At 44.3% G+C, this 23,937-nt stretch carries 21 protein-coding genes and 1 riboswitch; of the genes, 2 read left to right on the top strand and 19 right to left on the bottom strand.

The features are described 5' to 3' along the window. Window positions 1-2: 2 nt before the first annotated feature. From EJO50_RS16155 to EJO50_RS16070, 18 genes are all read right to left on the bottom strand, one after another. A complete protein-coding gene (locus EJO50_RS16155; RefSeq protein WP_125975885.1) occupies window positions 3-878 on the bottom strand; it encodes a glycosyltransferase family 2 protein in 876 nt (291 codons plus the stop codon). A gap of 38 nt (window positions 879-916) precedes the next feature. After that, window positions 917-2,011 carry a glycosyltransferase WbsX family protein gene (locus EJO50_RS16150; protein WP_125975883.1) on the bottom strand — a complete coding sequence of 365 codons (1,095 nt, stop codon included), beginning with the start codon at window positions 2,009-2,011 and terminating at the stop codon, window positions 917-919. 32 nt (window positions 2,012-2,043) lie between these two features. Further along, window positions 2,044-3,021 carry a glycosyltransferase family 2 protein gene (locus EJO50_RS16145; protein WP_125975881.1) on the bottom strand — a complete coding sequence of 326 codons (978 nt, stop codon included), beginning with the start codon at window positions 3,019-3,021 and terminating at the stop codon, window positions 2,044-2,046. 39 nt (window positions 3,022-3,060) lie between these two features. Continuing rightward, the gene (locus tag EJO50_RS16140) at window positions 3,061-4,404 is read right to left on the bottom strand and encodes an MATE family efflux transporter (protein WP_125975879.1); all 1,344 of its coding nucleotides are present in this window, start codon (window positions 4,402-4,404) and stop codon (window positions 3,061-3,063) included. Window positions 4,405-4,474: 70 nt separating this feature from the next. Next, window positions 4,475-5,371: a transketolase family protein gene (locus EJO50_RS16135; RefSeq protein ID WP_125975877.1), complete on the bottom strand. Its 897-nt coding sequence runs from the start codon at window positions 5,369-5,371 to the stop codon at window positions 4,475-4,477. Then, entirely contained in the window at window positions 5,371-6,168 is a 798-nt protein-coding gene (locus EJO50_RS16130) for a transketolase (protein WP_125975875.1), read from the bottom strand. The genes EJO50_RS16135 and EJO50_RS16130 overlap by 1 nt, the downstream gene beginning before the upstream one ends. Before the next feature lie 39 nt (window positions 6,169-6,207). Next, window positions 6,208-7,272, bottom strand: coding sequence for an NAD-dependent epimerase/dehydratase family protein (locus EJO50_RS16125; protein ID WP_125975873.1), 1,065 nt, complete (start codon window positions 7,270-7,272; stop codon window positions 6,208-6,210). Continuing rightward, the gene (gene rfbH / locus EJO50_RS16120; protein ID WP_125975871.1) at window positions 7,272-8,588 is read right to left on the bottom strand and encodes a lipopolysaccharide biosynthesis protein RfbH; all 1,317 of its coding nucleotides are present in this window, start codon (window positions 8,586-8,588) and stop codon (window positions 7,272-7,274) included. Before rfbH ends, EJO50_RS16125 begins: the two co-directional genes overlap by 1 nt. 35 nt (window positions 8,589-8,623) lie before the next feature. Beyond that, window positions 8,624-9,727, bottom strand: a complete 1,104-nt coding sequence (gene rfbG / locus EJO50_RS16115; RefSeq protein ID WP_233702124.1) for a CDP-glucose 4,6-dehydratase — start codon at window positions 9,725-9,727, stop codon at window positions 8,624-8,626. Then, window positions 9,705-10,475, bottom strand: coding sequence for a glucose-1-phosphate cytidylyltransferase (gene rfbF, locus EJO50_RS16110; protein WP_125975869.1), 771 nt, complete (start codon window positions 10,473-10,475; stop codon window positions 9,705-9,707). Before rfbF ends, rfbG begins: the two co-directional genes overlap by 23 nt. Further along, window positions 10,472-11,041, bottom strand: a complete 570-nt coding sequence (gene rfbC / locus EJO50_RS16105; RefSeq protein WP_125975867.1) for a dTDP-4-dehydrorhamnose 3,5-epimerase — start codon at window positions 11,039-11,041, stop codon at window positions 10,472-10,474. Before rfbC ends, rfbF begins: the two co-directional genes overlap by 4 nt. 127 nt (window positions 11,042-11,168) lie before the next feature. Continuing rightward, entirely contained in the window at window positions 11,169-12,074 is a 906-nt protein-coding gene (gene rfbA, locus EJO50_RS16100; RefSeq protein ID WP_125975865.1) for a glucose-1-phosphate thymidylyltransferase RfbA, read from the bottom strand. Between the two features lie 126 nt (window positions 12,075-12,200). Next, window positions 12,201-13,157 carry a dTDP-4-dehydrorhamnose reductase gene (gene rfbD, locus EJO50_RS16095; protein WP_233702123.1) on the bottom strand — a complete coding sequence of 319 codons (957 nt, stop codon included), beginning with the start codon at window positions 13,155-13,157 and terminating at the stop codon, window positions 12,201-12,203. A 187-nt stretch (window positions 13,158-13,344) separates the two neighbouring features. Then, window positions 13,345-14,400: a dTDP-glucose 4,6-dehydratase gene (gene rfbB, locus EJO50_RS16090; RefSeq protein WP_125975863.1), complete on the bottom strand. Its 1,056-nt coding sequence runs from the start codon at window positions 14,398-14,400 to the stop codon at window positions 13,345-13,347. Beyond that, entirely contained in the window at window positions 14,397-15,596 is a 1,200-nt protein-coding gene (locus EJO50_RS16085; protein WP_125975861.1) for a GumC family protein, read from the bottom strand. Before EJO50_RS16085 ends, rfbB begins: the two co-directional genes overlap by 4 nt. 97 nt (window positions 15,597-15,693) lie before the next feature. Continuing rightward, a complete protein-coding gene (locus EJO50_RS16080) occupies window positions 15,694-18,144 on the bottom strand; it encodes an SLBB domain-containing protein (protein WP_125975859.1) in 2,451 nt (816 codons plus the stop codon). Window positions 18,145-18,306: 162 nt separating this feature from the next. Beyond that, a complete protein-coding gene (locus tag EJO50_RS16075; RefSeq protein WP_125975857.1) occupies window positions 18,307-18,630 on the bottom strand; it encodes a rhodanese-like domain-containing protein in 324 nt (107 codons plus the stop codon). A gap of 283 nt (window positions 18,631-18,913) precedes the next feature. After that, the gene (locus tag EJO50_RS16070) at window positions 18,914-19,606 is read right to left on the bottom strand and encodes a protein-L-isoaspartate O-methyltransferase family protein (protein WP_233702122.1); all 693 of its coding nucleotides are present in this window, start codon (window positions 19,604-19,606) and stop codon (window positions 18,914-18,916) included. 200 nt (window positions 19,607-19,806) lie between these two features. Next, a riboswitch (TPP riboswitch) is annotated at window positions 19,807-19,908 on the top strand. Between the two features lie 33 nt (window positions 19,909-19,941). Between EJO50_RS16070 and thiC the strand changes: the two genes are divergently transcribed. Together thiC and EJO50_RS16060 are read left to right on the top strand one after the other, a co-directional pair. Then, window positions 19,942-21,867, top strand: a complete 1,926-nt coding sequence (gene thiC, locus EJO50_RS16065) for a phosphomethylpyrimidine synthase ThiC (protein WP_125975855.1) — start codon at window positions 19,942-19,944, stop codon at window positions 21,865-21,867. Window positions 21,868-22,100: 233 nt separating this feature from the next. Then, the gene (locus EJO50_RS16060) at window positions 22,101-22,568 is read left to right on the top strand and encodes a DMT family transporter (RefSeq protein WP_125975853.1); all 468 of its coding nucleotides are present in this window, start codon (window positions 22,101-22,103) and stop codon (window positions 22,566-22,568) included. A 194-nt stretch (window positions 22,569-22,762) separates the two neighbouring features. Here EJO50_RS16060 and dnaJ read toward each other — a convergent pair whose 3' ends face one another. Then, complete coding sequence (gene dnaJ, locus EJO50_RS16055; protein ID WP_125975851.1) at window positions 22,763-23,887, bottom strand: molecular chaperone DnaJ; 1,125 nt, start codon at window positions 23,885-23,887, stop codon at window positions 22,763-22,765. Between the last annotated feature and the right edge of the window lie 50 nt (window positions 23,888-23,937).

The following is a 23,937-nucleotide window of genomic DNA, read 5'->3' as shown; positions in this document are numbered from 1 at the left end:
AACTAATAAATTTTCCCCATTTTATTCCGCAAACCATCAACAATACCTTTAAGCATAAATTTCAATCTACTAATTCTTGGTGAAACAAAAACAGGATAGCTAAATAATTTAAGGGCATAAGATATACCCGTTTTTACTTTCCAGTACAAAGGTACATGAGAAAACTTTAAAAGATAAAAATAATTTCTATACTGATAATAATGGCGAATAGGTGCACCAATACAAAATTTAATGCCCATCACATTTACGTCATACCAACCAAGGCGATGAGGCATCAATACGTCATTAGACCTAATAATTTTCATTCCTTTAGAAACTGCCTGCCAACACCATTCGTGATCCACTGCATCAATAAATAACTCCTCACGCATTCCACCCACTTTGCTCCATGCACTTTTACTAATTAAACAGCCAGATGCAATGATTTGTGAAATATCAGTAAAACTATCAACCGTTGAATTAAGTCTATCGATCACTCTACTATATGCTTGGCCAGTTACATCCGAAATTGGCGTTGGTCCAATGGCAGCAACATTACCATTAAATTTAATATTTGCTTGTTCATAACAAATCAATAATTTTTCTATAAAATTTTCTGTGATTTGGCTATCTTGGTCAAATAAAACAATAAAATCAGCACCACTACCAAATGCAACTTCAGCTCCGCTATTTTGTGCCGCAGCGATGCCTTTATTCCCATTCATAGAAAGATAATTTGATTTTTTTTCATCAAAGGCAAAAACATCCATTACATCAATACAATCAGAATTATCAACAAAGTGAATTTGACGCACTTGATCTTTAATCGCATTTTCAAATAAGGTTACTTGGGCCACACTTGGATTATACAAAATAACAATGGCATCAACATTTCTCATAAAAACTCACTTTACCAAATATATAAATCAAGCCATATTTACTTATTATGAAATTCTTTTTTAATTTCTCTAAGTATTTCTAATTTTTCATGCCCATGAGATTCATCAGGTTCAAGATATGTACCTTCTGCCCACTCATTCCATGCATTAATAAACATAAAAGGTGAATTAGCATCTGCTGATTGCTTATATTTATTCTTAAAATATTTTTTAAATTTTTCAGTTGAATACCCATCGACAACCAAAGAATTTAAATATCCTTTTCGTGGGGAATTATCCCAATCAATAAATGCACCAGGATAAGTATTCTCAACGACTGGTCTGCTAATTATTTTATTCCAAATAAAATCATATGACATTCTACTTTCAACAAAATTAGTGTTAAAGGCGAGGTTTAATATTTTTTTACCGCGCCTCTTAAACTTAATCCACTCTTTCTCAAACACACCCAATCCATTGGTTATCGTGTGCATTGGTTCAAAATCTATTTTTGCATCATAATTAGAAAAAGATAACTTATCATTAAAGCTTGTATTTGTTATTATTAAATGCAAACCAACAAAGCCCTCATCAACAATGCGCCTGCGCCAATATGCAATCATTTCATCAAAACAAGGGATGCTTGCTGCTCTATATATAACAAGAACAGGTTTATCATTATATTGAATATAACGAGAGTCCTTAAATGCGCGCATTAGATATTGAAAGTGCATTTCCCAATCATCGATATTACCATATTCTTGCGCCATAATTACTTCGCGCTCACTACCATCCCATGCCCGTGTCCATGGTTCATTCGCCCATGAGATACAAAATGGCAATTCAATGTCTGGGTTATCTAGTAAAATATTTATCGGTTTCTCTAATAATTGCTTACCATTAAACCAATAATGGTAAAAACATAAGCCATCAATATCATACTCATTAACAAGGCTGGCTTGCCATTTTAGAGTGGCAACATCCAATAAATTATAATAATTGCCGTCCAAAGGTACCTTCGGTTGCCTGTGCCCTTTAAATAAAGGAATAGCTTTTTTTATATTAGTCCACTCAGTGAAGCCCTTACCCCACCACTCATCATTCTCAGGAATTGTATGAAATTGAGGGAGATAGAAAGCAATAATTTTAGTCATATTATTTTTAGTCATCCTGCGTAAATGCAAATTTACTTTTTAATACATTTCAAAATAATTTGAGATGTCCATAAGAAAAGTTTGGATATATATTTTGGGAATCTCCCAATAGGCATCAAGATGCACCAGTAATATTTATACTCACCTAGTTCAGTATTAATTAAATGCCATGGACTTTCTTTTTCAAAACCACCACTATGGTTAAACCGCATGCACCAAAAAAAACTTGGAAAAAACTTTACTACGGTTGAAGTCATAATATTTTTATAGACAGTTGATGTCTTACCAAAAACCTGCTTAACAATACAAGGAAAATTAACAGCAAAAACCGTAAGTGGAGTATAGCCTCCAGAATTACCAGCCGTTGCAAGTACGCATGGTGAGCTTATATACAGAAAATCATTTCCATACTTCAGTGTATCAAGTACCCATTCCAGCTGAACTAAATATGTTCCAAGGAATCGAGGAGTTTCAGCCCCTGTAACACACGTACGCAAATATGTTTTATTTACTATGACACCAGAAATAAAGGTGAACCATACATTAACTTGCTGGGCTAATTCTTCTCGATTCATTTTTTGAATTAAATATGAATTATTTCTTACACCTTGATCTGCATTATTAATTTTTACAACCCATTCACTTTGTAGATAAACCATGTGAGGGTTATTATTATTTAATAAAGATACGATCTCTTTTATCGCCCCAGACTTTGGCAAGTCATCATCACCAATAATCCATACATATTTGGATGTTGCACTATTAAAACAAGCACTTATATTTAAATCTGGCCCTACATTTTTTTCATTTCTTATGATAACGGCGCTAGGAAATCTTTCTTTAAAATCAAGCAAAACACTATTAGTGGTATCTGTCGACGCATTATCAGAGACGATTACTTCAACTAAGTTTTCAAAACCGTTTAACTCTACAATTAAAGTATCAAGTAGTAATTGTAAATTAGATGATCGGTTATATGTTGGAATAGAAATTGTTAATAATTTATTCATATTTCAACTCTCATTCGAATACCAACCATGACAATAAAATCATCTTCTTCTCTTTTTAAAATGTGTATATATATAATTTGAATATAGGACACCGATAAAAACTGATATCATGAAATATGAAAAAAGCATATAAAAAACATCAAAATACTTAATTAAAAGACAGCTTGAAACCCCAATAGAAACTGCTAACACAATCGCGTGTTTTAGATATGGCTCACATTTATGCGCTCTTACATAAGTGGCCTGTGCAAAAACAATATGATTGGCTAATACTGCACATAAAATCAATAAAAATTCTTGTGGCTTAAGCAGTCTATACGCAAAGGGAAGATTAAAATAATTAATAGTTAATAATGCAATTGTAAACAATATAACAAATACAAACAATACACCCCACGATTGCCAGAATACCTTTTTAAAGAGCAGATCAAGTTCATTAAAATTTTTACTAGCAATCAACTGACCAAACCATGGTGTTTTTGTGGTGATCCATGCCATGGCTAAAGAACTAAGCACATTAGCAATTGAAAAGCTCATCCCAAGCTGCCCTGCAGCCTCAGGACCATGATATTTAAATGTGAGAGGAGTAAATAATTGGAAAATAAAAAATCCACTTAACCAGCTAATTGCAATACGCCATTGCATAGGGAAAATTTCATTTTTCCAACTAATGATATTTTCGCTTTTCTGACTAATATAAACACTATATAAAAACATCTTTTTACTCAAACTAATCCAAATAAAATTACTGCACAAAGTAACCAGAGCAATAATCGCTGCAGCAAATAAACCTGCGCCAAAATATAAAGCCAACCAAGCTGCAGTACTGGAAAAAACAGACTGAAAAAGACGCATTTTTGCGACATCAGCCACCAAACCCGTCCCTTCTAAAAGCGCAATAACCGGGCTGATAAATAAATTTCCACAAGTACACAGTACCAATACGATCCACGGCCAAGACCAGTTTACTGGTGAATCTGGATATGAAGAATTAAAAAACCAATATCCAGCTGGTGTAACAATCGCCAGCATTAATATGGCGATGACTCCATACCATTTTATCGCTAATTTAAAGAGCGAAAATAAGCGGGATTTGGCTTGTTCATCTCCTGTGATTACACCATCTTTCCAAGCTAGTTTTGCCATTTCATGGCTGGCAAACTGCGAAATTACACTACTAAATCCAAGCTCAAAAAAAACTTGCATGGCCAGAACACTTGCAAAGGTGTAGTAGAATCCTTGTTCCACCTTAGTTAAATGATGAGAAATAAAGTACAGTGTAATTAAACCTGCAAATACACTCCATCCTCTGGCAAAGAGGACATAGGAAACAGCCCTATCTATGCCAACCTTCTTTAATACATTCCCAACGATTATGCGCATTAATACTGGCCAATAAAATCATTCAATTTAATAAAAAATATAAACTACTATCAATCCTAGCTTAAAGAAACTAAACAATAAGCTTATCAAGCTTATCCATATTTAAACCATGCTCTTCCATTAAATAAGCATAATCACCACAGAGCTCAGAAAAGCGATCATCAATACCTATAGTTTTAAAATCACACAGCACTTTACCCGCAATAATTTCTGCAATACATGAGCCAAGACCGCCATATTTAGAGTGTTCTTCTAAAACAAATATCTTCTTTCTACCTGTACAAATATCTAACACACTCTTTACATCAATTGGTTTAATAGAGGGAACTGAGTACAAATCAATATTCTTATTTTCACCAGCAATCTGATTAGCAACACCTACCATAGAACCAGTAGCTAGGATTAATATATCTGCGAGCTGATTTATAACAACAGGCACTAATGCCCCCATGCTGCTATTAGTTGGGCCAGTATGGATATCCCCTAAATCTGCTTTTCCCATCCTTAAATAGGTGGCCTGCTCAGATGCAAGAGCCAAAGCCATTGAGTTACTTAACTCAAAGCGATCTGCAGGAGATAGGATATTGATATTTGGTATAGCCCTTAATGCAGCAATATCTTCAGTGGATTGGTGGCTTGATCCTAGGTGGCTATAAACAACGCCCGCTCCATCACCAATAAAAATAACCTTTAGTGATTCATAGCAAACATCAATTTTAATTTGCTCTAATACCCGGATAGGAACAAAAGCGGATAATCCATATACAAAAGGTATAAAGCCCGCTTTTGCCAGCCCAGCAGCAACACCAACCATATTTTGTTCAGCAATTCCGCAGTTTATATATTGCTGCGGGCATTCTTTACGAAAGACATCAAATAATGCATAGCCGTGATCGCCAGTCAGCAGCAGAACTTTAGGATTTGCTTTAGCAGCAGCAACCAGCGCATCTGAAAATGCAGCTCTCATTATTCTTCTCCCTGCAATTGGGCCACTGCAGCAGCATAGGTTTCATTATTCAAACGAGTGTAGTGCCAGATATTATCGTTTTCCATAAAGGAAACGCCCTTACCTTTTACTGTATTTGCCACGAGCACTTTGGGCTTGCCATTTTTATTTGCTTTAAAAGTACTCATTGCGATATCCAATTCTAATTCTGAGTGACCATCAATCGTTACTGCATCAAAATCAAAAGCTAGAAATTTAGCCTCAATATTTCCAAGGCTCATTACTTCATCTGTTGTGCCCATGGCTTGGAAACCATTTTTATCAACAATGACAATTAGATTATCTAATTTGAATTGAGCTGCGAATAGAGCGGCCTCCCAAATTGGGCCTTCATTAATTTCACCATCGCCTACAATCACATAGCACATTTGCTCTGTTTTATTTAACTTAGCAGCCAGAGCAAGGCCCACCGCAACTGAAAGACCGTGCCCTAAAGAGCCAGTCGTTGCTTCTATACCCGGGATATGAGCATCTGCCAATCCTTTCAGCCGTGTGCCATTTTTAAAATACTGCTGAATATCTTCACTCGCTAAATAGCCTTTTTCATGCAAACACGCATATTGGGCCATCACACCATGCCCCTTGCTAAGTACCATATAATCTCTAACTGGTGACTCAACATCATTTGCAGGGAAATTCAAATGATTTCTATATAGAACCGTTAAAATTTCAACAATAGAAAAAGCACAGCCCACATGAACTGTTGCACCACTAAATGCCATTTCTAATATTGTATTTCTAATATTATTTGCTTTCATTTCCGCTTGTACCCATGTGCATTAGTGGTAAAACATACTTTATAAATAACTCAATATTGTTCTACGGAACCCAGAATCAACATCATAATTTGGAGACCAGCCTAATGCCCTTAGCTTGCTAACATTCGGAACAATACGATTTACGCTACTTTTCATATAGCCAGCAGTTTCTTCTCTTTTGTTAAAAATTACTTTCACCTGCTTATCTGGAATAATTTGAGCAACTTTTTCTGCTAAGTTTGCAATTGACAAGACTTCTTCATCATTGCCAACATTATATGCTTGACCATTTTCGCCATTAAGCATTACATAAAAATATGCGATAGTTGCATCAACCAAATAACAAAATGCACGAATAGCAGAACCATCACTATTCATTGTAATATCTTTACCTTCTACAACATTCGCTACAAAATCCGCAAAAACTCGCCCATCATTTAATAACATACCAGGGCCATAGGTATGAAAGGGTCGCACCACACGTATCGGAACTTGATACTGATGCCACCACGACACACACATTGTTTCCCCCATTCTTTTACTTTCAGAGTAGCAAGAACGTACGTTCATAGGATCTAAACTGCCGCAGGATGATTCATGAGCTTCTAATGCCGCTTCAGATAATTGCCCATATATTTCACTGCTACTAAAAAATAAAAAACAATCAACGGGCTGGATAGTAGCTAATTTTAATAAATTGGCAGTGCCTAATATATTAGCCGATAACGTGCCAACTGGATCAGAGCCATAATATTTAGGACTAGCTTGACTCGCTGCATGAACTATAAAGTGAATGCTTTCATTAGACATATTAAATGAATTAGTCACATCCCCTTCTAATAAAACAAAATCACTTCTGTCTAAATAGCTATGAAACCTTTTATTTGCTCGCTCTATATTCCGGACAAGACCTAAAACTCTTACAGGTTTAGAGAGTTTCTTACTATCATTTAATCTTAATAATGAGCAAACTAAATATGCGGGAAGAAAACCTGCAGCACCAGTAATAAGCACTGTTTTCCCTGCGAACTTCTCCCAGTTTAACTTTTCAGAAATTACTTTATCAAAATCCTCAAGAAAAACACTTTCTCCCCGCTTATCCATTAGAAATTCACGCCCAAAAATGTTTCAATTTTTTCAACTACAAAATCAAGCATTTCTGTGCTCAGGCCGGGATAAACGCCAATCCAGAAAGTATTGTGCATAACTAAATCGGTGTTTGTTAATTCGCCGCTAATACGGAAATTACGGCCGATCATGTAGGGCTGGCGGGTTAAATTGCCGGCAAATAACAAGCGCGTGCCAATTTTGTTTTGGTCCAGGTAATTCAGTAAATCGACACGATTGATGCCGGCCTCTTCACGAATAGTAATTGGGAAACCAAACCATGATGGCGAGCTGTTTGCGGTGGCTTCTGGCAGAATAAGAAACTCTGCACATGTTGCTAATTTTTCTTTCAGGTATTCAAAATTAGCCTGGCGGGCAGCAATAAAGCCTTCTAATTTATCCATTTGCGCAAGGGCACACGCGGCTTGCATATCACTGATTTTTAAGTTGTAGCCCAAGTGTGAATAGGTGTATTTATGATCGTAGCCTTCTGGCAAATTGCCCAGTTTCTGGCAAAAGCGTTTATTACAGGTATTGTCTTTACCTGGCCCGCAATAGCAATCACGTCCCCAATCACGGAATGATTCAATAATTTGTTTTAATTCATAATTATTGGTAAATACCGCGCCGCCTTCACCCATAGTGATATGGTGGGCAGGGTAAAAGCTCAGTGTGCTGATATCACCAAAAGTGCCTACTAATTGACCATTGTAGGTGGTGCCAAGCGCATCACAACAATCTTCAATTAACCACAGTTTATGGCGGGTACAAATCTCACGAATCACTTCCAGATTGTATGGATTACCCAAAGTATGGGCCAGCATAATGGCTTTAGTTTTTGGGCTAATTGCCGCTTCAATTTTAGCCGGGTCAATATTGTAGGTTGGGATATCCACATCTACAAATACGGGCACAGCCCCAAATTGTAAAATTGGGTTCACTGAAGTCGGAAAGCCTGCGGCTACGCCGATTACTTCATCACCGGGCTGAATAGCACGCGCGCCTAATTTGTGCGAAGTAAGCGCCGAAAAAGCCAGCAAATTAGCAGATGATCCGGAGTTAGTGGTTAATACATATTTAACACCCAGATATTCGCTAAGGCGCTGTTCAAAAGCATCGTTAAAACGACCTGTAGTCAGCCAGCCATCCAGAGATGCTTCGACCATATTTTTTAGCTCAGCCGCATCCAGCACTTTACCTGATGGCGGTACAACCGAAGTACCGGCGGTAAATTCACGCGGGGCTAGGGTAATAGCAGCAAATTCTTCTACCAACTTAGCAATTTGCAAACGAATTTCTTGAGATTTTTCCACGATTTATTCCTGATACTTAATGGTGTTAGTTTTTATTAAACAGAAAATGAGCTGTTTTCATATTCTTTAATTTGTTGCAAGGTAATCAGATGCATATCACCCCCTTGCAATTGCGCCTTGTGCCATTCACATATTTTTAGCAATGCATGGCTTAAAGACCATCTGGGCTGCCAGTTCAATTGCATATGCGCTTTGGAGCAATCCAGTTTTAAATAATGTGCTTCGTGCAAGGTTGCTGCAGAGGTGTCAATACGATAAGCCGCACCATCACCCCATATTTTTGTTAGCTGCTCAATAATCCAGCCTACCGGTTTGGCATCATGATCATGCGGGCCAAAATTCCAGCCCCCTGCAACAGCCTGGCCTTGAGTATATAGGTGCTCGGCCAAAGTTAAATAACCGCTGAGTGGCTCTAATACATGTTGCCAAGGGCGAATTGAATTGGGGCTACGAATCACAACTTCAGTGTTATTTTCAATAGCGCGAATCATATCAGGAATTAAACGATCTCCAGCCCAATCCCCTCCGCCAATCACATTGCCAGCTCGGCCGGATGCCAATGCCACCTGTTGATGACTACCGAAATAGGAATCACGATAGGCACGTGTTACTAATTCCGAGCAACCTTTACTATTACTATATGGATCATGCCCGCCCATAGGCTCATTTTCACGATAACCCCAAGGCCATTCCTGATTTTCATAGCATTTATCGCTGGTCACATTCACCACGGCTTTAATACCCTCAGCCTGGCGTATTGCCTCCAGCAAATGCACCGTCCCCATCACATTGGTGGCGTAGGTTTCAATTGGATTAGCGTAGGAATATCTCACTAAAGGCTGGGCAGCCATATGAATCACAATTTCGGCAGCAGATTCCTTCAGAGCCGCTTGCACCACAGCAAAATCCCGAATATCACCGATAATTGATTTCATACCGGCAGCGACATTCGCCTCTTCAAAAAGGCTGGGCGAAGTTGCAGGCGCCAGCGCAAAACCAGTCACCACTGCCCCCATTTGCTGTAGCCATAAAGAGAGCCAGCTCCCTTTAAAACCGGTGTGCCCGGTTAAGAATACTTTTTTACCCTGCCAGAACGCTTTATTCATCATATGGCCTTTACCAAACCTTCCAGGGTGCATCACCAGATTCCCACAATTCTTCTAAGTAAACCTTATCTCTTAAAGTATCCATAGGCTGCCAGAAGCCTTCATGCGGGTATGCCGCCAATTGTTTTTTTTCTGCCAATATTTCTAATGGCTCACGCTCCCAGGTGCACTGATCGCCACTGATTAAATCAATTACTTTGGGAGACAAGACAAAAAATCCGCCATTAATCATGCCGCCATCACCTTTCGGCTTTTCTTTAAAGCTGGACACTTTATTGGAATTGATATCCAAAGCACCAAAACGGCCAGGCGGATAAGTCGCTGTTAATGTAGCATCAACACCCTGCTCTTTATGAAAAGCAATCAGCTTCGTAATATCTACATTGCTCACACCATCACCATAAGTAAAGCAAAATGCTTCTTCATCTTTTACATAATCTTTAACCCGTGCCAAACGGCCGCCGGTAAGCGTACTTTCTCCGGTATCCACCAGCGTCACCTTCCATGGCTCTGCATAGCGGTGATGCACTTCCATTGTGTTATTACTCATATCAAAAGTAACATCTGATGTATGTAAAAAATAATTCGCAAAATACTCTTTAATTACATAGCCTTTGTAGCCACAGCAAATCACAAAATCATTAATCCCATAGTGGGAATAAATTTTCATGATATGCCACAGGATGGGTTTACCACCAATTTCAACCATTGGCTTTGGGCGTGTTGATGTTTCTTCGCTAATTCGCGTACCTAAACCACCCGCTAAAATAACTGCTTTCATTCCATCACCACGCTATGATTATTAAAATATTCTGCTTTAGCCAATACCTTAGCTAATTTATCTTTGGCAGATAATTGCACTTGATCTGAACAAGGCCAATCAACATTTAATTCCGGATCATTCCATAATATTGATCGCTCAAATTCCGGAAACCAGTAATCTGTTGTTTTATATAAAAACTCAGCCACATCAGAGATCACTACAAAGCCATGGGCAAAGCCTTCCGGTATCCACATCTGGTGTTTATTTTCTGCGCTCAGCGTAGCTCCCACCCATTTTCCAAAGGTTGGGGAAGATTTGCGGATATCTACGGCTACATCAAAGACTTCACCCAAAGTGCAGCGCACTAATTTACCCTGGGGATGCGGGGGCAATTGGTAATGCAAACCACGCAATACCCCTTTTACAGAGCGGGAATGGTTATCCTGCACAAATTCAACTTTCCGGCCAATGCTGGCTTCGAATTTGGCGTGGTTAAAACTTTCATAAAAGAAACCACGATCGTCGCCAAAGACTTGCGGTTCAATGATTTTAACGTCGCTAATTGCTGTATCAATGATTTTCATATTGCACTTTTTAAGCAAAGCTAATTTAAACCAGCCCTGCTTATTGCCCCTGATAAAAATATTTTATATATCGAAGTGCTGCCAGATAATCACAGCGCTTGTTCACCATGCTCATGACAAAAAATCATCAGAATGTTTTGTCTTTCAGCATGTTCAATAAGTACTGGCCGTAGGCGTTTTTCTTTAAAGGCTGGGCCAGTTTTTCTATCTGTGCGGCATCAATCCAGCCTGCGCGGTAGGCAATTTCTTCCGGGCAGCATACTTTTAAGCCCTGGCGCGATTCAATGGTCTGGATAAACTGGCTGGCTTCCAGTAAGGATTCGTGGGTACCGGTATCCAGCCAGGCGTAGCCTCGGCCCATGGTTTGTACGTCCAGCTGGCCCATAGCTAAATAGGCCGCGTTTACGTCGGTGATTTCCAGCTCGCCTCGGGCGGATGGCTTAATGCCCTTGGCGATTTCTATTACGCGGTTGTCGTAAAAATACAGCCCCGTAACTGCATAGTTTGATTTTGGCTGCGCTGGTTTTTCTTCCAGGCTAACGGCTTTACCTTCCGCATCGAATTCCACCACGCCATAGCGCTCTGGATCCGTCACGCGGTAGGCAAAGACGCTGGCACCACTGGCTTTGGCGGATGCGTCTTGCAATAGGCCAGCAAAATCGTGGCCGTAATAGATATTATCTCCCAGCACCAGGGCGCAATTGTCTTTACCAATAAATTCTTCACCAATGAGAAAAGCCTGGGCCAGGCCATCCGGGCTGGCCTGCACGGCGTATTGCAGCCTGATGCCCCACTGGCTGCCATCGCCAAGCAGCTGCTCAAAGCGCGGGGTATCTTGTGGGGTGGAGATGATCAAAATCTCCGTAATCCCGGCCAGCAGCAAGGTGCAGAGCGGGTAGTAAATCATTGGCTTATCGTAAATAGGTAACAGCTGCTTACTGACTGCCAGCGTGGCGGGGTAAAGGCGTGTGCCGCTGCCGCCAGCCAGAATAATGCCTTTGCGGATTGCTGATGGTGTATTAGAAGTCGTCATTTTTTTCTCGTTTACGTGATCTGGCAGGTTTTGCCCGCACTACGATATGTGCATTAACGCGTCTGAAGACTAACAGGCTGCAGATCCAGCTACACAGCCTACTCCCCCTCCTCGCAAACGCTTATATTACTTTTCACTTAAAATGGTCATCACCTGAGCCACGCCTGTTTGCCAATCCGGCAGGCAAAGCCCGAATGCCGCTTGCAGCTTTTGCGTATTGAGCTGCGAATTTGCAGGTCTGGCTGCAGGTAAAGGATAGGCACTGGCCGGGATAGGCAGGATTTGTGCGGCTTTAATCGCTATGCCAGCCGACTTTGCTAACTCAACAACCGTTTGCGCATAGCCATGCCACGTTGTACTGCCACCGGCTACCAGATGATATGTACCATATAAGTTAGGGAGTGGGGAGTCGAGAGTTGGGGATGGCTCAGCAACTAAAATTTGCCGAATTGCGTGGGCCGTCACATCGGCTAAAAGACTGGCTGCAGTCGGTGCGCCGTGTTGGTCGGCAATAATTTTCAGCTCTTCCCGATCGCCAGCCAAACGCAGAATGGTTTTCATAAAATTAGCGCCATGCGCGCCAAACACCCAGCTGGTTCTGAATATCAGGTGCCTTGGGTTGGCTGTAGCAATGGCCAGCTCCCCGGCTAATTTGGTTTTGCCGTATACAGATTGCGGGTTCGGTGTGTCGGTTTCGCTATACCAGCCGTCTTTTGTGCCATCAAACACATAATCGGTAGAATAATGCACCAGCAATGCGCCAATTTTGGCGGCCTCTTCCGCAAATATCTGCGGGGCGATGCTGTTGATGGCGTGCGCCAGCTCTGGCTCGCTCTCTGCTTTATCCACAGCGGTATGCGCAGCCGGGTTCACAATCACATGCGGCTGCACTTTAGCCACCAGCGCACGTATCGCCTCCGGATCGCTTAAATCACAGTCATCCCGATCAACCGCAATCACCGTCCCCAGTACGGAAAGGCTACGCTGCAGCTCAAAGCCAAGCTGGCCATTTTTGCCGGTAAGCAAAATGCGGCAAGTGGGCAACGAAGAGTTAGAAGCCATATCCATTACGCTTTTTGTCATTTGAGTTGATGTTTAAAGTTATTAATCATGCTTTGGCTCTGCAAAATGTTTTTTTGCAAAGGCAGGTACAACCCGCAGCAGAAAATACGCGAGCTTGACCTGCCCTGTGATCATTCAGTGTTTGTAAGTATTTAACAAAGCACGGCACACCAGAAGAGGCTGGTAGAGCTAACGCCCAGCTCACCACCTAAGCATACTGCTGCTCAATCCAGTTTTGATAAGCACCGGATGTCACATTTTGCACCCAGTCCTGGCGCTCTAAATACCAGTCAACCGTTTTGGCAATGCCTGTTTCAAAGGTTTCCGCCGGCTTCCAGCCTAACTCACGCTCCAGCTTGCTCGCATCAATGGCGTAACGCTTATCGTGACCCGGGCGGTCTGTTACATATGTGATTTGCTCGGCATACGCTTTGCCATCCCTTCGTGGCTGGCGTTTGTCCAGAATCTGGCAAATAGTGTGAACCACATCCAGATTCGGCTTTTCATTCCAGCCGCCTACATTGTAAGTTTCGCCCACCACACCCGCTTCCAGTACACGGCGGATGGCGCTGCAATGATCTTTTACATACAGCCAGTCGCGAATCTGCTGGCCATCGCCATAAATTGGCAGGGCTTTGCCAGCCAGTGCGTTCAAAATCACCAGCGGAATCAGTTTTTCCGGAAAATGGTAAGGGCCGTAATTATTTGAGCAATTGGTGGTTAGTACCGGTAGGCCATAAGTATGATGCCAGGCGCGAACCAGATGATCCGATGCGGCCTTGGAGGCCGAATACGGGCTGTTTGGCTCATACGTTTTGGTTTCGGTAAAGGCAGGATCATCACTGGCTAAAGAGCCATAGACTTCATCTGTTGAAACATGCAAAAAGCGAAATGCAGCCTTGGCCTCTGTCGCCAGATCAGCCCAATAGCCACGCACGCTTTCCAGCAAATTAAACGTACCCACTACATTGGTCTGGATAAACTCACCCGGCCCGCTGATAGAGCGATCCACATGCGATTCGGCAGCAAAATTAATCACTGCACGTGGCTGATATTTGGCCAGCAATTCGCCAATCACGGCTTTATCACCAATATCGGCACGCACAAAAATATGCCTGGCATCGTCTTTTAAAGACGCTAATGTATCCAGATTACCGGCATAAGTTAGCTTATCCACATTAATCACAGGCTCATCTGTGCCAGCTAACCAATCCAGCACAAAATTACCGCCAATAAAGCCAGCACCACCGGTTACTAAAATCATGCTCTACCCTTCCATGTATTCTTCAATAAATCCAGACGCTGTTTCTGTTCCGGATCTGTAGCCATTTTATTCATTGCTTCTAAGATAAAGCTCGCCAGAATTGCCAAAAAGAAGCCCGCAAATAAAGCGAGTAAAATCAAAATACTACGCTTAGGTTTGGCTTTTTTCTCTGGGGGAATAGCACTATCTAGCACCTGAATATTGGCACCATCTTTGGCTTCGTCTAATTTGGCAATTTCATATTGCTTGGACATCAGCTCGAATAATGTTTCCTGATATTTCACATCACGCATTTTGCGCAGGTAATCCAGGCCAACTCCCGGGGCTTTACTCTTGGCAATTAAAACATCTTCATTCTCTTCCCCACCCTTGCTCATATCTGCCAGCTGGGTCTGCAGGCTATCGAGCTCTGCTTTGGCTCTTTGCAACTCAGGATTGTTTTCGGTGGCAAAATTACGCATGGCGTTCAGCTGCACCTGCTTGGCCGATACTTTGGCACGCAAACTGGCCAATGCTTCTATCGCCACCTTGCCCTGCTCGTTGAGCTGCAATACACCGGTCTGTTCCTGTAATTGCCTTAAAGCAACTTCAGCATCTGCCAGCTCTTTTTTAGCCGTTGTAATCTGCCCTTCAAAAAACTGACGACGCTGCGCAGCTTCCGTTACGGCTAACACCTTGCTTAAATTACGCAGCTCTTCTACATAGGCATTGGCAATCGCAGCAGCCAGCTTTGGATCTTTATCTTCAACCGCAATCGAAATAAGGCCATCTTTACCGGTTGCAATCTTGCTACTGCCCTCAAGAGCAAGCAAGGTATCACCCGCCGTTTTAGTTTCGTATACCGTTTGCAGCTTAAAACGCTCAACCAGTTTTTCTTCCAGACGGCGGCTTTGCAGCATGGCGATATAGATATCATTCGGGCTTTTCACTCCCAGAGCCGCACCCGCCCCGCCTGCCAGCCCTCCAAGTTGCGCCAGCATCGCCGATGCAGAGGATTGCTGCTGCTGTGGCGGCAAGATGGTCGTTTTAGCTTCAAAAATAGGAGTAGCAACAAAGCCATAAACTAAAGCCAGAATACCAAACACGGCAGGCAAACCAAAAATCAGTTTTTTGTGTTTAGCCAGGACGATTAATAAATCGATCAGGCTGATTTCATCATCCTGATCGTTTTCCTGAATCATTGTTTTATTTTCCATGGGCTTCTAATCGTTATTGTCGTTTTCGCAAGGCGGCTGAAACCTGCCATTTTTCCGGATAAACTAGCGGCCTACACCCGCCTGAAGTCATCGCGGTTTACAAATCACCCAAGACTTTAATCCCTGCCAAACCGGTACCGAAGTTAGCCAGAATTTGCGTCCAATCCAGGGCATTTCTCACAAATCCGGTACGGTCAAACTTCTCCGGCACCACAATCACATCACCAGGCAAAGACGCTACACTTTTAAAGGAGCCAGAGAGTAAACCAAACTGCTTGGCACTGACTACCGAGCCATCGGCGCGTACCACAAAAATGCTGTCGCTATCCGCACTTTCTGTCGGGCCGCCAGCCAGATTGAGGTAATCGCCCACCTTGCGGTTTTTGCTGAAAATAAACGCATTATTACGGCTAAATACCGAGCCCATCACCGCCACCGTTGCAGAGCGTGCAGGGATAAAAACACGGTCGCCATCCTCCAGTGCCAGCTCGGGAATATCTGTAATCTTGCTGCTCTGCGGGCTTAAGCCGAGCACCACGCGGCCATCGGCTTTGGTCGTGCGGATTTTTTGCGCCAATAGTTTTTGCTGATCGGCCTGAATAGTTGCGGCCTTTACGCCGCCTTCATTCAAAGCGTTTTGTGCCTGCTGCCCTGCTGATGTTTGTGCATTACGCTCAACATAATCAGCCAGGCGCTCCAGCTCGTCCTGCTGCTTTTTGCGCACTTCATCACGGGAAAACTCGACACCATAAAGATAGGCACTGGAAGTTAAACCTCCGATGCGATCAATCAGGTTTGCCAGCGTTTCCCCTTCACTCACCTGATAAATCCCCGGTGTGGCTACTTCGCCTTCGATATGCACAAAGCGTGTTTTTTGCTGGATAGAAACGCGGATATCTGTTTTAGAGAAAACATGAACCACATCACCCTTAGCCAAAAGCTTATCTTGTGACGCATCATGCTTTAGTACTACCGCCCCCAGATTAAACGGCAGCAGCGTTGTTGTGCTGTCTAGCTCATTAATGCGCTCGATCGCAGCGTAATTCCAGTTGATTTCCTGCTGATTACCACGCAAAGCGCCTAACAGCGTGCGATCTACTTTGCGCTTGGGCAGTGTTTGTTGCGGGTTAAAAGTATTCTGAGGGTTCAGCATTTGTATGCTTTGCTGCTGTTTTTGCAGCTCTTCCTGATCCGCCTCTTCCTGCAAATCTTTATTTGTTGCCGTTTTGTCCTGATATTTATTTTCCCAGAAGCGCGGCGCTATCAGCATATCTTTACTGGTGATTAAATCACTCACCTTCATCCCCTCAAACCAGGGCATCCGCACCGATTGCGCCACATTGCCACGCAAAGACACCATATTTTCAATTTTCTGGCTTAAAGCATAAAGCTGCACTACATCACCGCCACGCACGGCAAAGCCAGCCGCCTTGGCCAGCTCTACGGATTCCACCTTGCGGGATTTTTGCGCCACAACCCGCTCAATCGATACCTTGCCATCTTGTGCAAAATTTCCTGCGCCACCGGCCCAGTTAATTAAATCTTGTAAATTTTCGCCTGGCTTTACTTCATAAATGGCAGGTACTTTTACGCTGCCAGAAATAGCCGCCTGCCCGCCAACCGGCGGCACATACACCACATCACCGCCTTGTAACATCAGATCATGGCTTTTATCGCCTTTCAGCAGCAAATCGTATAAGTCGAATTCATTAACCACTTTGCCAGCGCGCTTCACCTGGATTTTACGCAAGGAGCCGTTAGCAGAAGGGCCGCCCGCAGCAAACAAAGCATTGACCACGGTAGAAAGCGATCCCAGGCTATAGCTGCCAGGATTTTGCGCAAAACCCACGACAAAAACCTGCACGCTTTTAAGCTGGCCCATCGTGACAGCCAGATCGAAATTACGGTAAACCTTGCCCACTTCACGACTTAAATGCTGTTTAAGCGCGCCAAAAGGAATACCGACGACGCTCACATTGCCCACACGTGGAATAAACACCGCCCCTGAGCGATCCACTTTTAGCTGCAAATCTGCATCCAGCTGGCCCCAGAGCCGTACCGAGAAATTATCCCCAACCCCAATCAAGTAATCGGCAGAAACCGGTGCTGCTTCAAAAGGTGAGTAAGGCGACTGCTGCATCTGGAATATCTGCTGGCCAAACACCGGCAAAGGCAGATTTGCACTGCTGCAAAGGTATTTCTGAAAATCATTCAGCGGCAAAGCCGCTTTATACTTATTATTGCGATCCAGCGTGAGCTTCCCGCTCACCTCGTCACAAGAAACAGGTGCCATGGGCATTTGTAATTGCGAAGAGAAACTTTTGCTTTGCTGATTTTGTTGATTCTGCTGACTTTGCTGGTTCTGCTGCACCGCCGACTGAGAGAGCCCCTGGGTATTTCCCTGTAGCGTGCTCTGATTCATGAGCGCTGAAGGATCATCCGGTATAGTCTGACAATCACCAGAGCCGGATAAACAGGTAGCCGACCACACGGGGCCAGCTAAAAGCAGCGAAAGTGAAATAGCAGCAGAGTGTCTGAATAATTTCATGATGAGTAATATCTTCTGAAAGGCATGGAGTGCGGGCAAACAAGCGGGGAGACTATAACAACTCAAAGAACGCGATGGAAGCCATTGCGAATTAAAAACAATTCATCTGGCATATTAAATTATTTCTTACTACGTTTATTCACATAAATAGAGCGCCTGTGATCAATATTTAGCCATCGTTAAATCGACTTCCTCGGCCCAGCGTGCAATACCGCCATTTAAATTAATCACATTGGCAAACCCCTGCCGCTCTAAAAACGAGCCAACCTGATAGCTACGCATACCATGATGACAAATCACCACAATTGTTGCATCTTCATCTAATTCGGCAAAACGGTGGGCAATTGTATTCATAGGAATCAGCTGGCTATTTGCAATATGGCAAATCTCATACTCGCCCGTTTCACGCACATCCAGCAACATCGGGCTGGCACGCTCTGCTTCATTTAGCCATTGAGATAATTCAAGAGGATTAATCTGTTGCATATAAAAAGCCCCAATAACACAATGACAAAATCATTAAATCTGTAACACACAAAGATTCGGCGGTAAGCTTGAAATCAGGGCAAGTATTTAAATCAATACTTTTTGCTGATTATTTTGGAGCTGCTGATTTACTGGATTAAATCGTCATCCCTGTACACGGCAGGCACAGGGTACCCACCGGACAGAAATGACAAAACCAAATTAATCAGCACCTTTTACCTAGCCGGGCTTTCCCCGAGAGCGGGCCGAAAATACACTATGCCTGCAGACTTCAAAGATATTTTTAAAATGTAAAAGCCGTTTTTTCAGCCACATTTTTTAGGCGTGGTAAATTGTATTCAAATAATTTGCGAAACCCAAAGCTGCCTTTATCCACACAGCTCACCAGCGTTGCCGACATAATGGGCAGCTCGCCCACCACCGCAATCAAACGGCCACCCACAGCAAGCTGATCTTTCAGTAGCGCAGGCACTTCAACCAGAGAGCCGGTCACAATAATCGCATTAAAAGGGCCTTGCACCTGGGCTGCGGCAAGCGCATCGCCCTGCGTTACTGTTGCGTTTTTAATCCCGGCAGCAGCCAGATTTGCGCGGGCAGTATCTGCCTGCGCAGCATCGATTTCCACCCCATAAACGTGCGCCACCAGACCAGCAGCCAGTGCCATCAGGTAACCTGTGCCCGCCCCCACCACTAGCAATTTATCGCTTGGCTGCGGATCAATATCCTGCAGCAGCTTGGCTTCCATCTTAGGGGCCAGCATCTGCGTGCCATTACCCAGCGGCAGCTCGATATCCACAAAAGCCAGCTCTTTTTTATCTGCAGGCACAAAGTCTTCGCGCTTTACCGCCAATACACGGTTAAGCACCTTTTGATCCAGCACATCCCAGGGGCGGATTTGCTGCTCAACCAATAAATAACGCGCGTTTTCCCAATCCATTTTAATTACCCCAAAGCGAGCCAGGATCAAACCCAGCATTTGAAAATTTCGGCAATTATCCCACAGACCAAGCCCAGTGTGGTTATAGCGTAAAAAGCCGCAAGGGTTTAATGAGGAGCAGGGACTCGGGAGTGGAGAGTGGCCCCGCTCCCCCCCCACAACAAACCTTGATACAAATCGGGCCTATTTGATCTTAAATTTGCTGTTTCCGCCATTTTTCGATACCGTCTAGGCTGATTTTTTATCGCTAGGGGTTCTGCGTCAATATCAGGCGCGGATGAGATATACCCTCTGAACCTGATTCGGTTAATACCGGCGTAGGGAAGCGAGCTAGATACTTCGTTTAGCTCACCCGCGCCTTTGTGGAGTAGAGCATGAACGCAAAAGCCCAGTTTTTAGCATCCACCGCCGTCGTTGACGACGCAGCCATCCAGCCACTCCCCAATTCGCGCAAAATTTATGTTCAGGGCTCACGCGCCGACATCCGTGTACCAATGCGTGAAATCAGCCAGGCCGACACGCAGCTACAAATGAGTATTAGCGGTGCTACCGAAAAAAACCCGCCTATTTTTGTTTATGACTGCTCCGGTCCTTATTCCGATCCGGATGCAAAAATTGATGTACGCAAAGGCTTGCAAGCCATTCGCAGCACATGGATCAGCGAGCGGGACGACACCGAGCTGCTCAGCCAGCTCACCAGCGATTATGGCCGTATGCGGGAAAGCGACAGCAAGCTGGATGAATTACGCTTTGAGCTAAAACGTCAGCCACGCAAAGCCAAAGCAGGCTGCAACGTCAGCCAGATGCACTACGCCCGTAAAGGCATCATCACGCCAGAAATGGAATACGTGGCGATTCGTGAAAACATGAACCGTGCGGCTTACCTGCAAAGCTTGCGTGACAGCAGCCCAACCGGCGAGAAAATGCTGACCATGATGAATCGCCAGCATAAAGGCCAAAACTATGGCGCGGTGATGCCGGACGAAATTACCCCAGAATTTGTCCGCAGCGAAATCGCCTGTGGCCGCGCCATTATTCCGAACAACATCAACCACCCGGAATCCGAGCCAATGATTATTGGGCGTAATTTCCTGGTCAAGATCAACGGCAATATTGGTAACTCCGCCGTCAGCTCCAGCATCAGCGAAGAAGTAGAAAAAATGACATGGGGAATTCGCTGGGGTGCAGACACCATCATGGATCTGTCCACCGGCAAGAATATCCACGAGACCCGCGAGTGGATTTTACGCAACAGCCCGGTACCAATTGGCACCGTACCTATCTATCAGGCACTGGAAAAAGTAAACGGTAAGGCTGAAGATCTGACCTGGGAAATTTTCAAAGACACACTGATCGAGCAAGCCGAGCAAGGCGTGGATTACTTCACCATCCATGCCGGCGTATTGCTGCGCTATGTGCCGATGACGGCAGGCCGTATGACCGGCATTGTGAGCCGTGGCGGCTCGATTATGGCTAAGTGGTGTCTGGCGCATCATCAGGAAAACTTCCTTTACACCCACTTTGCCGACATCTGTGAAATCATGAAAGCCTACGATGTGGCCTTCAGCCTGGGTGATGGCCTGCGCCCAGGCTCGATCTGGGATGCCAATGATGAAGCACAGCTGGGCGAGCTGAAAACACTGGGGGAACTCACGCAAATCGCCTGGCAGCACGATGTGCAGGTAATGATCGAAGGCCCGGGCCATGTACCGATGCAATTGATCAAAGAAAATATGGATAAGGAACTGGAATGGTGCCATGAAGCGCCGTTCTATACGCTTGGGCCACTAACCACCGATATCGCCCCCGGCTACGATCACATCACCTCGGCCATTGGCGCGGCGCAAATTGGCTGGTACGGCACCGCCATGCTTTGCTATGTCACCCCGAAAGAGCACTTAGGCCTGCCCAATAAAGACGATGTAAAAGAGGGCATCATCACTTATAAGCTGGCGGCCCACGCAGCAGACTTGGCCAAGGGCCACCCCGGCGCGCAGATTCGCGACAATGCACTATCCAAAGCGCGCTTTGAATTTCGCTGGGAAGACCAGTTTAATCTGGGCCTGGACCCGGATCGCGCCCGCTCTTTCCACGACGAAACCATGCCTAAAGACAGCGGCAAAGTGGCGCATTTCTGCTCGATGTGCGGCCCGCACTTCTGCTCGATGAAAATTACTCAGGATGTACGCGAATTTGCAGCCAAACAAGGCATTGCAGAAGCTGACGCCAATCAGATCGGCATGCAAACCAAATCAGTTGAATTTATCAAAAAAGGAGCCGAGGTTTATCACAAGGCTTAATAAATAGGACCTGGGTAGCCGGGTGCATCGCAGGGTGTACCCGACGCTTTTCAGGGGGAATATTTATTCTCCCTGAAAAGCACAATACACCGTGATTATTGATGATACGGGCAGCGGGGTTGGCCGGGCGGCGGCGCACTACGCTTCGCTTCGAGTACCCCCTGCATCCACTCCCTCCCTCCGAAAAAACATGCTAGCCTATTTCCCCTGCTTACTTATCACTCACAAAACCCATGCAACTTCCCTACTTTCTGCTCGCCCTCATCATTGGCCTGATCGTGCCACTGCAATCTGCCGTTAACAACCAGCTCAAAGGCGTGATTGGTGGCAGTACGCTACTGGCGGCTTTAATCTCTTTTTCGATTGGCACTCTGACACTGGCTTTAATTACTTTGCTTAGCGGACAAAAATGGACAGGGCTGGCTAGCTTGGGGAATGCATCGTGGTGGATGTTAACTGGCGGGCTAATGGGAGCGCTATTTGTATTTGGAACGACTTTACTGGCACCCAAAATTGGCGTAGCGGCAATGGTGTCTTTAATTATTAGCGGCCAGATTATTGCTTCTCTCTTATTTGATCGCTTTGGTATTTTAGGCTTGCCAATACGAGAGATTGGTAGCTTGCGAATTTTAGGTGCAGCACTTATTGCAATAGGCGTATTGCTGGTAAATTTTGCGCCTATGCTTGCAAAGCGCATATAACAGATTACTCAACAAAGACATTTGCATTTTTTGCTCTTGCCTTATAAAACCCAATATAAAATGGGCTATCTTTTAAAACACACAAAAACACTTATCTTTGATTAAACCAGCAGATATAAAAATAGCGATGGCTAAGCCATCGCTATTTTTTTACACTAAAAAGCTCTCTTTGCAAAAGAAAGACTTCATTAGACTTATGAAGCGAAAAAGTCTTTTACTTTATCCATAAACGATTTAGCACGTGGGTTGTGCTTGTCCGAATCACCCTGGCTGATTTCTTCAAATTCTTTCAACAGCTCTTTCTGACGCGATGTCAGCTTAACGGGCGTTTCCAGAATCACATGGCACATTAAATCACCGGTAATTGCGCTACGTACGCCTTTAATGCCTTTGCTGCGCAGACGGAATTGCTGTCCGCTTTGCGTTTCGGCAGGAATAGTAATCCGTGCTTTGCCATCAAGTGTCGGAATTTCAATCTCACCACCCAAAGCTGCAATAGTAAAGCTGATCGGCATTTCACAATGCAGATCATTACCATCACGCTGAAATACCGAATGTGCTTTTACGTGAATCACCACATACAGATCGCCCGATGGGCCACCGTTGACCCCGGCTTCACCTTCACCACTTAAGCGGATACGATCGCCTTCATCCACGCCGGAAGGAATCTTCACCGCCAGCGTTTTATGCGTGCTCACCCGCCCCGTGCCGGAACATGGGCGGCATGGATCCGGAATATATTTACCGCTGCCGTGGCAAGTCGGGCAAGTTTGTTGCAGGCTGAAAAAACCTTGCGAAACACGAACCTGACCATGACCACCACAGGTGTGGCAGGTTTTAGCCTGCGTGCCTGCTTTGGCACCGCTACCGTGGCAGCTACCGCATTCTTCATGCGATGGAATCTTGATCTGGCGCTCTACACCACGAGCTGCTTCTTCCAGGCTGATTTCCAAGTTGTAACGCAGATCGGCTCCACGGTAAACATTGGAACGCCCGCCGCGACCGCCCCCGCCCGCCGCGCCAAAGATATCACCAAAGATATCAGAGAAGGCATCACCAAAGCCTGCACCACCACCGCCCATGCCTGATTGCTGATCAAGACCTGCATGACCGTACTGATCATAAGCTGCACGCTTTTGTGCATCGGATAAGACTTCGTAGGCTTCTTTGCCTTCTTTAAATTTTTCTTCTGCATCTTTGCTATCCGGATTACGGTCCGGATGATATTTCATAGCCAGTTTGCGATACGCTTTTTTAATTTCGTCATCACCCGCATCGCGGTTCACACCCAGCGTGTCGTAAAAATCTTTTTTAGCCATCTTTTTAATCCTGCACAGGAGGCCGCGCCCCACGAATTCATCAACGGATT

Source organism: Iodobacter ciconiae (genome assembly GCF_003952345.1).
GTDB classification, from domain to species: Bacteria; Pseudomonadota; Gammaproteobacteria; order Burkholderiales; family Chitinibacteraceae; genus Iodobacter; species Iodobacter ciconiae.
Note: the sequence above shows the minus strand (reverse complement) of the source record. Positions and strands in the feature narration are given on the sequence as shown.